The organism is Azospirillum aestuarii (genome assembly GCF_016632405.1).
In the GTDB taxonomy this organism is placed as follows: domain Bacteria; phylum Pseudomonadota; class Alphaproteobacteria; order Azospirillales; family Azospirillaceae; genus Azospirillum; species Azospirillum aestuarii.
On record NZ_JAEPIV010000002.1, the window covers coordinates 692,216 to 705,410 of the forward strand.

General features: G+C 67.9%; 14 protein-coding genes. 3 read left to right on the forward strand and 11 right to left on the reverse strand.

The window, feature by feature from the left end; genetic code table 11:
• Positions 1 to 9 precede the first annotated feature (9 nt).
• From JJL56_RS07890 to ccoN, 6 genes are all read right to left on the reverse strand, one after another.
• On the reverse strand, positions 10 to 534 hold the full coding sequence (locus JJL56_RS07890; protein ID WP_200484836.1) for a FixH family protein: 525 nt from the start codon (positions 532 to 534) through the stop codon (positions 10 to 12).
• A 46-nt stretch (positions 535 to 580) separates the two neighbouring features.
• Positions 581 to 2,119, reverse strand: a complete 1,539-nt coding sequence (gene ccoG, locus JJL56_RS07895; protein WP_145623069.1) for a cytochrome c oxidase accessory protein CcoG — start codon at positions 2,117 to 2,119, stop codon at positions 581 to 583.
• A 278-nt stretch (positions 2,120 to 2,397) separates the two neighbouring features.
• Positions 2,398 to 3,285: a cytochrome-c oxidase, cbb3-type subunit III gene (gene ccoP, locus JJL56_RS07900; protein ID WP_145623070.1), complete on the reverse strand. Its 888-nt coding sequence runs from the start codon at positions 3,283 to 3,285 to the stop codon at positions 2,398 to 2,400.
• Positions 3,286 to 3,288: 3 nt separating this feature from the next.
• The gene (locus JJL56_RS07905) at positions 3,289 to 3,450 is read right to left on the reverse strand and encodes a cbb3-type cytochrome c oxidase subunit 3 (protein ID WP_014238792.1); all 162 of its coding nucleotides are present in this window, start codon (positions 3,448 to 3,450) and stop codon (positions 3,289 to 3,291) included.
• A gap of 13 nt (positions 3,451 to 3,463) precedes the next feature.
• Positions 3,464 to 4,204, reverse strand: a complete 741-nt coding sequence (gene ccoO / locus JJL56_RS07910; RefSeq protein ID WP_145623071.1) for a cytochrome-c oxidase, cbb3-type subunit II — start codon at positions 4,202 to 4,204, stop codon at positions 3,464 to 3,466.
• 19 nt (positions 4,205 to 4,223) lie between these two features.
• On the reverse strand, positions 4,224 to 5,720 hold the full coding sequence (gene ccoN / locus JJL56_RS07915; protein ID WP_145623072.1) for a cytochrome-c oxidase, cbb3-type subunit I: 1,497 nt from the start codon (positions 5,718 to 5,720) through the stop codon (positions 4,224 to 4,226).
• Positions 5,721 to 5,966: 246 nt separating this feature from the next.
• On the opposite strand from ccoN, the gene JJL56_RS07920 reads away from it, so the two are divergent.
• Both JJL56_RS07920 and JJL56_RS07925 read left to right on the forward strand, forming a co-directional pair.
• Complete coding sequence (locus tag JJL56_RS07920) at positions 5,967 to 6,497, forward strand: hypothetical protein (RefSeq protein ID WP_200484837.1); 531 nt, start codon at positions 5,967 to 5,969, stop codon at positions 6,495 to 6,497.
• A gap of 116 nt (positions 6,498 to 6,613) precedes the next feature.
• Positions 6,614 to 7,822 (forward strand): class I SAM-dependent rRNA methyltransferase, encoded by a 1,209-nt coding sequence (locus tag JJL56_RS07925; RefSeq protein ID WP_145623074.1) that lies wholly within the window; start codon positions 6,614 to 6,616, stop codon positions 7,820 to 7,822.
• Between the two features lie 75 nt (positions 7,823 to 7,897).
• Here JJL56_RS07925 and JJL56_RS33910 read toward each other — a convergent pair whose 3' ends face one another.
• The 3 genes from JJL56_RS33910 to JJL56_RS07940 are packed head-to-tail and all read right to left on the reverse strand — an operon-like array spanning position 7,898 to position 11,065.
• Complete coding sequence (locus JJL56_RS33910) at positions 7,898 to 9,238, reverse strand: methyltransferase (RefSeq protein WP_200484839.1); 1,341 nt, start codon at positions 9,236 to 9,238, stop codon at positions 7,898 to 7,900.
• A complete protein-coding gene (locus tag JJL56_RS07935; RefSeq protein ID WP_200484841.1) occupies positions 9,235 to 10,641 on the reverse strand; it encodes a multicopper oxidase domain-containing protein in 1,407 nt (468 codons plus the stop codon). The genes JJL56_RS33910 and JJL56_RS07935 overlap by 4 nt, the downstream gene beginning before the upstream one ends.
• Positions 10,642 to 10,648: 7 nt before the next feature.
• Positions 10,649 to 11,065 (reverse strand): acyl-CoA thioesterase, encoded by a 417-nt coding sequence (locus JJL56_RS07940; RefSeq protein WP_145623077.1) that lies wholly within the window; start codon positions 11,063 to 11,065, stop codon positions 10,649 to 10,651.
• Between the two features lie 162 nt (positions 11,066 to 11,227).
• On the opposite strand from JJL56_RS07940, the gene JJL56_RS07945 reads away from it, so the two are divergent.
• Positions 11,228 to 11,470, forward strand: coding sequence for a hypothetical protein (locus JJL56_RS07945; RefSeq protein ID WP_014238802.1), 243 nt, complete (start codon positions 11,228 to 11,230; stop codon positions 11,468 to 11,470).
• A gap of 12 nt (positions 11,471 to 11,482) precedes the next feature.
• Here JJL56_RS07945 and JJL56_RS07950 read toward each other — a convergent pair whose 3' ends face one another.
• Positions 11,483 to 12,292 carry an ABC transporter permease gene (locus tag JJL56_RS07950; protein ID WP_145623078.1) on the reverse strand — a complete coding sequence of 270 codons (810 nt, stop codon included), beginning with the start codon at positions 12,290 to 12,292 and terminating at the stop codon, positions 11,483 to 11,485.
• Positions 12,293 to 12,302: 10 nt separating this feature from the next.
• Positions 12,303 to 13,187, reverse strand: coding sequence for an ABC transporter permease (locus JJL56_RS07955; protein ID WP_200484842.1), 885 nt, complete (start codon positions 13,185 to 13,187; stop codon positions 12,303 to 12,305).
• Between the last annotated feature and the right edge of the window lie 8 nt (positions 13,188 to 13,195).

Here is a 13,195-nt window from a genome sequence, read left to right on the forward strand (position 1 = left end):
GCTGGGCGCTTACTTGATGAAAAGGCGCTGCTCGTCCTGGTAGTCGCCCGTGGCGTGGTGGATCTCCACGCGCAGGTCCCACTGGCCGGGCAGCGGCAGCGACACCGGGGCGGCGAAGCGGCCCTCGCCCAGATAGGGCAGGTCGAGACGCACGTCGTGGCCCTCGCTGGTCGGGCGGATGAAGGCGACCTTCACCTCGGCGTCCTTCAGCAGGTTGCCGTACTTGTCGTGCAGCGTCAGCGCCAGGATGCCCTTCTGCGCCTCGGTGGCGGTGAAGTCGGTGGCGACCTTCCAGCCGCGCTCGGCCTGGGCGCGGGCGCCGGCCAGATCCTCGTTGTACTTCAACCCCTTCATGAAATGCTGCTCGGTCTGGACGCCGGTCCAGCTCGACAGGGCGAAATGCAGCATCACGCCGTTGACCGCGATCACGACGGCGAAACCGGCCACGAAGATCCAGGGGATGTACCAGCCGGGCTGGCGGCCGGTCCGGCGGGGCGGGGTGCGGCGGGTTCCGGCGTCGGTGGACAGCGTCATCGTCGTCTTGACCTTTGGTGAATGCAGCGCAAAGAGCCGGTCGGGATCAGTTGGCCGGCCCCATGAAGACGGAGTCATAGGTCGCCACCTCACCATCGGCCGAGGTAAGCCTGAAGGTAAGGGGCTGTGAGGCGCCTTGCAAACCGGTGCGCGGCGCGGTCACGAAAATTCTGTAGGTCGCCACCATGTCCGCACCGGCGGTCAGGCGCTGGGTGCCGGCCTGCTCGTCCTGACCGTCGCCGGCCACCGACAGGCTGGCCCCCGTCACACCGGAAACCGCCAGCGTGTAGGCGCGCGGGTCGCGGGTCATGTTGGAGATCTTGAAGGTGTAGGCGTTGCGCACCGACCCGTCGGACAGGGCCACGAACAGCGGGGCGCGGTCGCGCAGGACGCTGATGTCCAGCCCCGGCTTCAGCAGAAGCCCGACGCCGATGCCGCCGGCGATGACCAGCATCATCAGCGTGTAGAGGATCGTGCGCGGACGCAGCAGGCGGAAGGGCACCGGCTGCCCGCCGGTGGCGACGGCCACCTGGCTGGTCTGGGTGTCGAATGTGATGAGGCCGGTCGGCCGCCCGACCTTGGTCATGATCTCGTCGCAGGCGTCGATGCACAGGCCGCAGCCGATGCACTGCATCTGCAGCCCGTCGCGGATGTCGATGCCGGCGGGGCAAACCTGGACGCAGTTGAAGCAGTCGATGCAGTCGCCCAGCCCCTCGGCCCTGCGCTCCTCCCAGCTCTGCGACTTGCGCAGCAGGCTGCGGCCTTCGCCGCGCCAGTCCTGGTAGGTGACGATCAGGCTGTCCTCGTCGATCATCGCCGACTGGAAGCGCGGCCACGGGCACATGTAGGTGCAGACCTGCTCCCGCGCGAAACCGGCCAGCAGGTAGGTTGTGGCGGTGAACAGCCCGATGAAGCCGAGGGCGGTGGAGGACACCTCGAACCGCAGCATCTCGCCCAGCAGGGTCGGCGCGTCGGTGAAGTAGAAGATCCAGGCGCCGCCGGTCGCCAGAGCGATCAGCAGCCAGATCAGGTTCTTCAGAACCTTCCGCCCGGCCTTCCGGGCGGTCCAGGCGCCCTGGTCGAGGCGGATGCGCTCACCACGGTCACCCTCGACCAGCCGTTCGACCCAGACATAGAGGTCGGTCCACACCGTCTGCGGGCAGGCGTAGCCGCACCAGACGCGGCCCGCCAGCGAGGTCGCCAGGAAGAGGCCCAGCGCCGCCAGGATCAGCGCGCCGGTCAGATAATAGATCTGCTGCGGCCACAGCTCCACGAAGAACAGGTAGAAGCGGCGGTTGGCGAGGTCGAGCAGAACCGCCTGGTCGGGCGCGTTCGGCCCGCGGTCCCAGCGCACCCAGGGCAGCACGTAGTAGATCGCCAGGAGAACCGCCAGCGCCGCCCATTTGATGCGGCGGAAGGTGCCGTGCACCGCCTTGGGATAGACCTTCGAATGCTTCTGGTACATGGAGCGCGCGGCACGCCGCGGCGCCTTCGGAGAAGGGGCGGCGAGGGGGTCCCCGGCGACCGCCACCGGGCGTTCCAAGAGATCGGTCTGGGGCGGTTGCTGTTCGGTGGTCGTGCTCATGACCTCGCCTTCTTCCTCCGGCGTCCGCCGCGGGGCGGCTTGGCCATGCCGACATGGTTCGGCCGTGGCGAGGGGACTATGGCGTCAGAACGTCACAGGGGCATTGCGCTGGATCAAAGGATTTTCGGGCGGATTTTTCAGGCGCCGTCGCCCTTCCCTATCCCCCAGTCGCGGCCCGGAAAAAGAAAATGCCGGGGAGTCGCCTCCCCGGCACCGAAGTCCGGCGAACCCGCCGGGGAGGTATCCCCCTCCCGGCCGGCCGCTCCTGGCTGGGCGGCTTACTTGCCGCCGCCCAGGTTGTGGACGTAGACGGCCAGCGACTTGACCGTCGCGTCGTCCAGACGCTTCGACCAGGCGGGCATCACGCCGGCGCGGCCGTTCGTGATGGTCTCCACCAGCGTGGCCTTGTCGCCGCCATACAGCCAGTTGGCCGTGACGAGCGGCGGAGCGCCGACGTCCATGCCGACCGCGACCGAGCCCTGGGCGCTGTCGCCGTGGCAGGCGGCACAGTTCTCGTCATAGACGGTCTTGCCCTTCTCGGCGGCGGCCGCGTCGGTCGACCGCTTGTTCAGCGACAGGACATACTCCGCGACCTGAGCGATCTGCTCGCGGTTCAGGATGCCGTCCTTGCCGAAGGCGGTCATGCCGATGCCGACCGTTCCGCGGGTGTCGCCGTCATCCGCACGGATGCCGTGCTGGATGGTCTTGTAGATGTCGGCGGTGGTGCCGCCCCACAGCCACACGTCGTCGGCGAGCGTCGGGAAGCCCTTGGCGCCCTGACCGCCGGCGCCGTGGCAGGCCGCGCAGTTCTCGTTGAAGTAGGAGCGGCCGCCGGCCATCGCGAAGGCAAGGAGGTCCTTGTTCTTCTGGATGTCCTCGACGGAGGTCGCCGCGATGGCCGTCAGGTACTTTTCCTGAGCCTTCTTGCCCTCGGCGACCTTCTGCACCAGCTCCTCGCGCTGCGAGTAGCCGAGCAGGCCCTTCGTGTAGCTCTTGCCCAGCGGCCAGGCCGGGTAGAACACGTAGTAGACGAGGGACCACGCGATGCAGACGTAGAAGATGTACAGCCACCACTTGGGCAGGGGGTTGTTCAGCTCCCGCAGGCCGTCCCACTCGTGGCCGGTGGTCTCGACGCCGGACAGGGCGTCCTTTTCTTTCTGTGCCATGGCCTAAAACTCCTGACCATCTTCCTTGAGCGGGATCCGGGAGGCGTCTTCGAACTTGCCCCGGTTGCCTGGCCACATGGCGTAGACCACGATGCCGGTGAAGAGCAGGGCCAGCCAGACGGTCCAGAAGGACCGCAGGGCGACAGTGATCGAATCCAAATCCATGGACCCCTCCCGGTTACTGCTGGAGCTGCTTGGGCGACTGGTACTTGGTGAAGTCCACCATGGTGCCCAGGACCTGCAGGTAGGCCACCAGCGCGTCCATTTCGGTGACGCCCTTGTTGCCCGTGAAGTTCGCCACGACGGCCTTCGGGTAGCGCTTCATCAGCCCGGCCGTGTCGGCGTCCGGGTTCTTCTGCGCTTCGAGGTCGGCCTTGGCGCTGGCGATCTGCTCGTCCGTGTAGGGGACGCCGACGATGCGCAGGGTCTTCATGTGATCCTGGATGTCGGAGTACTTCAGCGGACGGTCCTTCATCCAGGCGTAGCCCGGCATGATCGACTCCGGCACCACGGCGCGCGGTTCGACCAGATGGGCGACCTGCCAGTCGTTGGAGTACTTGCCGCCCACGCGGGCCAGGTCCGGACCGGTGCGCTTGGAGCCCCACTGGAAGGGATGGTCGTACATGCTTTCCGCGGCCAGCGAGTAGTGACCGTAACGTTCCACCTCGTCGCGGAACGGACGGATCTGCTGGCTATGGCAGTTGTAGCAGCCTTCGCGGTAGTAGATGTTCTGGCCAGCCAGTTCGAGCGGCGAGTAGGGACGGACCCCATCCACCTTCTCGATCGTCGACTCGATCGTGAACAGCGGGACGATCTGGACGAGTCCGCCGATCGACACGGTGATCAGGATCAGGACGATGAGCAGAAGCGTGTTCCGCTCGATCGTGTCGTGACTAAAGCCCTTTTTTTGCTCAGCCATTTTCTCAGTTCCTCCGGCGTCAGGCCGCACCGACCGCCGCCTTGTGCGGGGCGGAGGCATAGGGCTTCTCGATGCGGACGTCACCCTTGGCCGTGCGCCACAGGTTGTAGACCATGATCAGGGCACCAGCCAGGAACAGGACGCCGCCCAGAGCACGGATCACGTAGAAGGGATGCATGGCCGCGACCGTCTCGACGAACGAGTACTGGAGGAAGCCGAGGTTGTCGTAGGCGCGCCACATCAGGCCCTGCATGATGCCCGACACCCACATCGCGGTGATGTAGAGCACGATGCCGATGGTGGCGGTCCAGAAGTGGTAGCTGACCAGACGCAGGCTGTAGAGCTGCGAGCGCTTCCACAGGACCGGGACCAGATAGTAGATCGCGCCGAAGGAGATGAAGGCCACCCAGCCGAGCGCACCGGAGTGCACGTGGCCGATCGTCCAGTCGGTGTAGTGCGACAGGGCGTTGACCGGCTTCACCGACATCAGCGGACCCTCGAAGGTCGACATGCCGTAGAAGGCCACCGACGTCACGAGGAAGCGCAGGACCGGATCGGTGCGCAGCTTGTCCCAGGCACCCGACAGGGTCATGATGCCGTTGATCATGCCACCCCAGGACGGCATCCACAGCATGACCGAGAAGGTCATGCCCAGCGTCTGCGCCCAGTCCGGCAGAGCCGTGTAGTGCAGGTGGTGCGGGCCGGCCCAGATGTAGAGGAAGATCAGCGTCCAGAAGTGCACGATGGACAGGCGGTACGAATAGACCGGCCGCTCCGCGCGCTTCGGAACGAAGTAGTACATGATGCCGAGGAAGCCGGCGGTCAGGAAGAAGCCGACCGCGTTGTGGCCGTACCACCACTGCACCATGGCGCTCTGCACGCCCGAGACGAACGGGTAGGACTTCATCCCGGTCAGCGACACCGGGACGTTGACGTTGTTGCCGATGTGGAGGATCGCGACGGTCAGGATGAACGCCATGAAGAACCAGTTGGCGACGTAGATGTGCGACTCCTTGCGGGTCATCACCGTGCCGACGAACTGGATGGCGTAGAGGACCCAGATGACCGTCAGGTAGAGGTCAAGAATCCACTCCGGCTCCGCATACTCCTTGCCCTGGGTGTAGCCGAGCACATAGCTGAGCGCCGCCAGGACGATGAAGATGTTGTAGTTCCAGAAGACGAACTTCGCGAGGCCTTCGCCGCCGAACAGGAACTGGCGGCTCGTGCGCTGCACGGAGTAGAGCGAGGTGGCGAACAGGACGTTGCCGCCGAACGCGAAGATCACGGCCGAGGTGTGGACCGGCCGCAGGCGCCCGAAGCTCGTCCACTCAAGGCCGAGATTCAGCGCCGGAAAAGCAAGCTGCAGTGCGATGAAGACGCCGGCCAGGAAGCCGACGACACCCCAGAACACTGAAGCGATGACGAAGAGTCGGACGGCGTCTTCGTAGTAACGCACATTTTCCGACACCCGCTGGCTGCCCAGGGCGGCCCCTGGCGTCAGAGTCGCTGATGTCATTCAATCTCTCCCGTTTGCCCCGGGCGGCTCGGGCCGCTTCCCCTGAGGTTGCACCACCGCTGGGTACGTACTGTTAAGGAGGGGGGCAGGTTCACATACGATGCACTTCTTATGCGGACGCCGGTTGCGCCTGCCTCCAATAATCCCAATATGTGTAGGGGTGGACCTTGCAACATTGATCTACGTCAACGACCGGTCTTACCGGTGCCTGCCATCGTTCACCGTCCTTCACGCGGTCGGACGGGCATGGACGAAAGCTTCATCGCGAAACCTCTCGGTCAGCGTCAGATCGACCAGGCCTATCCACTGGTGCGGGCCATCTTCCCGGACCTGCCGGTGGAGCAATGGCGCGCATTTGCCGCAGCACTTATCGGGCCGGTTGATACCCCCGCGACGCCAACCGGCATCATGACCGTGCAGAACGCACGGGGGTACCTCCATGGGCTTTTCTCATACGCTATTGCGGCGCATCTATGCCATGGCCGAATTCTGGCCGTGGAGAATTTCGTCGTGCTCGACCTGTTCGACATGACGGGTCCGGCGGAGACTTTGTTGCAATCCATGGACCGGCTGGCGCGCAGTCATGACTGCGCGGCGATCCATACCTCCCTGCCGGAATCATTGGCCGGACAGGCCGGGTCGCGCAGCTCCCTGCTGACCTGCTTTCACCAGGACGGGCACCGCACGGAAACCTTGCGGTTGTGCAAGGCGATGGACGGCGCCAACGACAACCGCGCGCATCGGTCGCAGGCGGAAAGCCCGTTCGGCATTCCGTAAGACACGCCGGAACGGGCCGGCACCCCGTCCCATCCCGCGAATCCGCTCCCCGTTTCCCACGACTCCGGCGACGTGACCGTTTGCTCGGCGGGCGCGAGCGGCTAGGATGCGCCATCATGACCGACACCCCCACCACCCCCGTCAAATACCGGGCGATCCATCTGCAGGCCGGCCGCCAGCGGCGCGTCCTGCACGGCCACCCCTGGGTCTATTCCAACGAAGTCCTGATGGACACGGCGGCCAAGGCCATTCCGCCGGGCAGCCCGGTGCGCCTGCTGGACCCCAGCGGGAAACCGCTGGGCATCGCCACCTTCAACCCGCACACCCTGATCGCCGCGCGGATGCTCTCCAGCGACCCAGGGGCGGTGGTTGACCACGCCTTCCTCGCCGGGCGGCTGAGGAGTGCGGTGGCGACGCGCGAGGCGCTGTTCGACCGGCCCTACTACCGCGTCGTGCACGCGGAGGCCGACGGGCTGCCGGGCCTGATCGTGGACCGCTACGGCGACGTGGTGACGGTGCAGGCCAACAGCGTCTTCATGGATCAGCGGATCGACGCCATCCTGGCCGCCATCGACGAGGTGCTGGCCCCGCGCGCGGTCATTCTGCGCAACGACAGCTCCCAGCGCGCGCTGGAGGGGCTGCCCGAGGAAAGCCGGCTGGTGAAGGGTGAGATCGACGGCCCGATCCGGCTGGAGGAGAACGGCGCCACCTTCTTCGCCGACCCGCTGGGCGGGCAGAAGACCGGCTGGTTCTACGACCAGCGCGACAACCGCGCCTTCATCGCCAAGCTGGCGAAGGGCAAGCGGGCCATCGACTTCTTCAGCTACAACGGCGGCTTCGGCGTGCTCTGCGCGGTCGAGGGCGCGTCGTCGGTGGTGTCGGTCGACCGCTCGCAAGGCGCGTTGGACAACGCCGCCCGCGCCGCGGAGGCCAACGGGGTGGCCGACCGCTTCGAGGCGCGCCGCGCCGACGCCTTCGAAGAGATGGAGCGGCTGAACGCCGAGGGCGAGCGGTTCGGGGTGGTCATCGCCGACCCGCCGGCCTTCGTGAAGGCCAAGAAGGACCTCGCCGTCGGCTGCCGCGCCTACCGCAAGATGACCCGTCTGGCCGCCAAGATCACGGCGCCGGGCGGCTTCCTGCTCTGCGCGTCGTGCAGCCACAACGTGGACCCGCCGACCTTCGCCGAGCAGGTCGCCCGCGGGCTGCACGACGCCGGGCGGACGGGGCGCATCCTGCGCAGCGCCGGGGCGGGGCCGGACCATCCGGTGCACCCGCACCTGCCGGAGTCGGCTTATCTCAAGGCCATCGTGATGCAGTTGGACTGAGGGTGACTCACCACGAAGGCACGAGGATGGTGATGGTCGTCGTGCCTTCGTGCTTCCCCGTCCCCCTCGCAGCACCTACGGGCGGCTGAACACCCCGACGACCTCGACGTGGGCGGACCACAGGAACTGGTCCACGGGGTAGACGCGGTTCAACACGTACCCGCCATCCACCAGGGCGCGCGCGTCGCGGGCGAAGGTCGCGGGGTTGCAGGACACCGCCACCACGCGGGGCACCTTCGACCCCGCCAAGGCCTGCGCCTGGGCGGCGGCGCCGGCGCGCGGCGGGTCGAAGACCACAGCGTCGAACCGGGCCAGTTCCTTCGCCGTCAGCGGATTCTCGAACAGATCGCGCCGCTCCGTGGTCAGGCGCAGCGCCCCCGCCGCCTTGTTCAGCGCGGCCAGCGCCGGGGCGTCCCCCTCCACCGCATGGACCGCCGCCTGCCGGGCCAGCGGGACCGCGAAGGTGCCCAGCCCGGCGAACAGGTCGGCCACCCGCTTCGGCTCCCCGATGTTGGCGAGGACGGCGGCGACCAGGGCGGCCTCCCCCTCGGCGCTCGCCTGGAGAAAGGCGCCGGGCGGCGGGGTCACCGGCAGGCCGGCGAAGGACACCGCCAACGGGCGGCGGTGGGCGATGGGTTCCGGCGTGCCGCGGCCATCCGGCTGTCTTTCATCGGCTTGCCAGGAGATGCGGGCCACCCCCTCCGCCTCCCCGAAGGCCACCAACCGTTCCCGCGCCGCGCGGTCCAGGCTGCGCGGGCCGACCAGAACGAGGTCGATTCCGCCCTCCAGTTCGGTGGCGATCACGTCGCAGCCGCCGCCGTCCGGCAGCACCGACAGCAGCAGCCCGCGCAGCGGCTCCACCAGGGCGAACAGGCCGGGCCGCAGCACCGGACACTCCGTCAGGTCGGTCAGCCGGTGGCTCATCCGCTCGTTGAAGCCGAACCAGACGCGGCGCCCCCGCTTCAGCGCGGCGAAGCGGGCGCGGCGGCGCGCTCCCGGCGGCGTCCGGGACAGCGGTTCCAGAGCCGCATCCCCCAGCCCGACACGGGCCAGCGCGCCCTGCACCAGCCCGACCTTCCAGGCGGCGTAGGCCGCGTCCTCCATATGCTGAAGCGTGCAACCGCCGCAGGTTCCGAAATGGGAACAGGGCGGCTCGGCGCGTCCGGGGCCGGGCTCCAGGATCTCCAGCAGGTCGGCGCGCAGCCCCTCCCCTTTGGCGTTGGCGGGCTCCTTCACGGCCACCCGCACGCGATCGCCGGGAACGGTCAGCGGCACGAACAGCTTGGCGCCGTCGAAGACGGCAATGCCATCGCCGCGGGCGCCAACCTCGGTGACGGTCACTTCGGCAACACGGGGGGCGGTGCGGGGTTCGCCACTGTGGGGGGACGGGCGGTGTTTGGGGGCGGGTCGTTTCACGCGGTCACTCTCAGAACGGCCATCATGCCGGTTTCCTGATGCTCCAGAACATGGCAGTGGAGCATCCAGTCGCCGGCCTCCTCGGCCACGAAGGCGATCTCGGCCGTCTCACGGGGGCCGAGCAGGACGGTGTCGCGCCACGCGCGGTGCTCGGCCGGCTGGCCGTTGCGCGAGAGGACGCGGAAGGGAAAGCCGTGCAGGTGCATGGGATGCCACCAGCCGGTCTCGTTGACGAAGGCCGTCACCTGCGTTTGACCGCGTTTGACGGTGATGAGCGGTTCCAGATGGTGGCCCATGGATTGATGCCCCATCGCCGCCACGCCGTTCAACGCCCAGAAGGGGCCGCGCGGCCCGGCGTTCTTCGGCATGGCGCCGTGCATCCCGCCGTCCAGAACCACGTCCTGACGGACGGCGCCGGCAAGGTCGGGTTCGGGCAGCGGGTTGGCGGCCAGCGCGATCGGGGCATCCAGCGGCGAGTCGCGCAAGGGCGCCTCGCCGCTGTAGCTCAACCGGGTCAGCCGGTAGGCCATGCGCGGGTAGAAGCCGTCCACCACGTCGAACCCCTCGCCGGGCTTGCCGGCCATGTCGATCACGAGGTCGGCGCGCTGGCCGGGCCCCAGCACCACCTTGCCGTCCGGCGGGGCGTGCGGCGTCACCGGCTGGCCGTCGAGCGCGATCACCTGCGGCGCGTGCCCCTGGAAATCGAGCGCGAAGACGCGGGCGTTCGCCGCGTTGATCAGGCGCAGGCGGACACGCTCGCCGGCGCGGACCGGCACGCTGTCCCGGACGGCGCCGTTGATGGTGACGGTGTTGCCGATGCGCCCGGCGTGGGTGGCGTCCATGGGATGGCCGAAGCCGCCGGCCAGTTCCGCCTCCTTGGTCAGCCGCCAATCGCCGAGCAGCCAGAGCAGGTCGCGGTCCACGCGGATCGGCTCGCGCTCCTCCACGATGAAGGCGCCGGTCAGGCCATGGGCCACCTGCACCCCGCTGTTGACGTGCGGGTGGTACCAGAAGGTGCCGGCGTCCTTCAGCGGGAATTCATAGTCGAACCGCCCGCCCGCCGGCACCGGCGGCTGCGACAGGCCGGGCACCCCGTCCATGGCGTTGGGAACGCGCAGGCCGTGCCAGTGGATGGTCGTCGGCTCCGGCAGGGTGTTGGCGAAGGCGATGCGCGCCGTGTCGCCCTGGCGGAAGCGCAGCTCCGGCCCCGGAATCCGCCCGTCATAGGCCCAGACCGCCGTGTCGGGAAAACCCTTCCCCACGAGATTGACACGGGCCGGGCCGGCGGACAGGCGCACCGCACCGCCCTGCCCCACAGCGGCACGGGCCGCGCGTGGCAGCAGAGCGGCCCCGGCCAGCAGGGCGGAACCGGTCAGCAGGGTGCGGCGGGTCAGCGGGAGCACGGCGTCCTCACACGTAACGGGCCAGGGCGTCGCGCAGGTCGGCCGGCACCGGGGTCGGGCGGTGACTGTCCTTGTCCACGATCACGCAGACGGCCTCCTGCACGGCGATGCAGCGGTCGCCCTCGAAGATCGCCGCCCCCAGGACGACGGAGGTGTTGCCGACCTTCGCGACCCGCGCGCCGACGCGGATGTCCGCCGGGAACAGCAGCTCCGCCTTGTAGTCGATGACGCTGCGCGCCAGAACCACGGTCCAGGGGGACTCGCCGCGGAAACCGCCGCAATCGTGGACCAGCGACACGCGAAGCTGCTCGAAATACACGCCGATGGCGTTGTTGTTGACGTGGCCGAGCGCGTCGAGGTCGGCGAAGCGCACATGCTCCGCGATCCAGAAGCGGTAGAGGTCGGGGCGGGTCGGATCGGTCATGGTCGCCTGTCGAATGATGGTTCCGGCCGAATGTGGCCGGTGGCCCGGGCGGGAGCAAGCCCGCGAATGACGGTCATTCCCCGCAACGTCCCGATTTGCCGCGCCAAGCCGGGCGGGCCGGTGTTATAGGAGTCGCACCATACACCCGCAACGGACCGCAAGATGAGCAAGGACAGCACCAACCAGACGGCCGAAGCCCTGTTCGAGAAGGCCCTGTCGGTCGCCGAGAAGCATCTCGACGCGGCGATCAAGGAAGGCGGGGTCCTGGGCCCCTACATCGCCGTCGCCATGATCGAGGCCGCCGTGAACACCGCCGTGGACGAGACCAGCCACGAGGACGTCATCGACATGCTGCGCGATCTGGCCGCCCAGATCGAAGCGGATGCGGACGAAAGCGAAGAATAAGGTCTGCCGCCGTCACGCGGGGTCCGGCTGCCGGCGCGCTTCGCGCCGGCGCAGGATTTCGTAGACGACGGCGCCCAGGATGGTCAGTGCGATCAGGATCAGCGACAGCGCGTTGACCGCGGGTGTCAGGCCCGTCCGCACCTTCGAGGCGATGTAGACCGTCAGCGTGGTGTCCAGCCCGCGCACGAACAGCGTCGTGTTGTAGTTCTCGAAGCTCTGCAAAAAGGCCAGGAAGGACGCCGACAGGATGGCCGGCGTCAGATAGGGCAGCGTGATCCGCCGGAACACCTGCCCGTGGGTGGCGCCCAGATCCAGCGCCGCCTCCTCCAGCGTCTGGTCGAACCGTTGCAGCCGCGCCAGGAACAGCAGCATCGCGTAGGCCGCGATGAAGCTGGACTGCGCCAGGATGGTCAGGAACAGGCCGCCGGTCACCCCGAACCACTCCCGCCAGAAGACCAGCGTGGAGATGCCGACAATCACCCCCGGCGTCAGCAGCGGCGACACCATCACGGCGTAGAGGAAGGTCCGCGCCCGGCTGTGCAGCCGGTCGAGCAGCAGCGCCGCCGCCAGCCCCAGCGGCACCGCCACCGCGATCACCCCCGCCCCGACCAGCAGGCTGGTCCCCAGCGCCTGCCACATGCGCTGGTCGGCCCACAGGGCGCCGAACCATTGCAGGGTGAAGCCCATCCAGGGGGTGATGGTCGGGAAGCGGCTGCTGTTGAAGGTCGCCGCCGCCATGATCCCCAGCGGCAGGAACAGATAGCCGAAGAACAGGACCAGATAGGCCCCGGTCAGCCAGCGGCGGAAGGTGGCAGCGGTCATTTCGCCCCCATCATTTCGCAATATCCGTAAGGCCGACGCGGAACAGCCGCATCATCAGCAGGATGAAGGCGATGCACAGGATCAGCAGGATGAAGGCGTAGGCCGCCCCCTGGTTCCAGTTCCCGCCCTCGAAGAACCAGTTGTAGATGACCTCGGTGAACCAGCGGCTCTGCGGCCCGCCAAGCAGGGCCGGCACGGCGTAGCTGCCCGCCGCCAGCATGAAGGTCATGATGCAGCCGACCGCGATGCCCGGCTTGGCGTGGGGAATGACGATGCGGCGGTGGATGCGCAGCCAGCCGGCGCCCAGGTCGCGCGCCGCCTCGATCTGGTTGCGGTCCAGCGACTCCATGGCGTTCATGAGCGGGAACACCATGAAGAGGATGTAGACGTAGACCATCCCGATGATGACCCCGGCGTCGCCGCCGAGCAGCCGCTGCGGCTCCGAATAGAGGCCGAGCCCGACCAGAAGCGCGTTCAGCGGCCCGTTGAAGGCCAGGATGATGTACCAGGCGAAGGTGCGCAGCAGCTCGTTGATCCAGAAGGGCACCACGAGCATCAACACGAGCAGCGGCAGGCGCCGCCGCGGCGCCACCTGCGCCATGTAGAAGGCGACGGGGTAGCAGACCGCCAGCGTCACCGCCGTGACGAGGCTGCTCGCCCAGATCGTCTTCAGGAAGATCGCCAGATGGATCTGGTTGGTCCACAGCGTCGCATAGTTGCGCAGCGTGTAGACGTCCTCCGGCCCGCCGGCCTTGCTGGGCGGCAGCGACGGGCGGAAGGAGAAATCCACCATCAGCAACTGCGGCAGCACGACCAGCAGCAGCAGCCACGCGGCCACCGCCAGCAGGATCGCCGCGGTCAACACCGGACCGTACCGGCGCAGCACGCCGCCCATGACCACTC

Excerpts from the sequence above, each read along its gene's own strand:
- ccoN (WP_145623072.1), bottom strand. The coding sequence starts at position 5,720 with ATGACATCAGCGACTCTGACGCCAGGGGCCGCCCTGGGCAGCCAGCGG.
- JJL56_RS07945 (WP_014238802.1), top strand. The coding sequence starts at position 11,228 with ATGAGCAAGGACAGCACCAACCAGACGGCCGAAGCCCTGTTCGAGAAG.
- JJL56_RS07940 (WP_145623077.1), bottom strand. The coding sequence starts at position 11,065 with ATGACCGATCCGACCCGCCCCGACCTCTACCGCTTCTGGATCGCGGAG.
- ccoP (WP_145623070.1), bottom strand. The coding sequence starts at position 3,285 with ATGGCACAGAAAGAAAAGGACGCCCTGTCCGGCGTCGAGACCACCGGC.
- JJL56_RS07955 (WP_200484842.1), bottom strand. The coding sequence starts at position 13,187 with ATGGGCGGCGTGCTGCGCCGGTACGGTCCGGTGTTGACCGCGGCGATC.
- JJL56_RS07890 (WP_200484836.1), bottom strand. The coding sequence starts at position 534 with ATGACGCTGTCCACCGACGCCGGAACCCGCCGCACCCCGCCCCGCCGG.
- ccoO (WP_145623071.1), bottom strand. The coding sequence starts at position 4,204 with ATGGCTGAGCAAAAAAAGGGCTTTAGTCACGACACGATCGAGCGGAAC.
- JJL56_RS07925 (WP_145623074.1), top strand. The coding sequence starts at position 6,614 with ATGACCGACACCCCCACCACCCCCGTCAAATACCGGGCGATCCATCTG.
- ccoG (WP_145623069.1), bottom strand. The coding sequence starts at position 2,119 with ATGAGCACGACCACCGAACAGCAACCGCCCCAGACCGATCTCTTGGAA.
- JJL56_RS07950 (WP_145623078.1), bottom strand. The coding sequence starts at position 12,292 with ATGACCGCTGCCACCTTCCGCCGCTGGCTGACCGGGGCCTATCTGGTC.
- JJL56_RS07905 (WP_014238792.1), bottom strand. The coding sequence starts at position 3,450 with ATGGATTTGGATTCGATCACTGTCGCCCTGCGGTCCTTCTGGACCGTC.
- JJL56_RS07920 (WP_200484837.1), top strand. The coding sequence starts at position 5,967 with ATGGACGAAAGCTTCATCGCGAAACCTCTCGGTCAGCGTCAGATCGAC.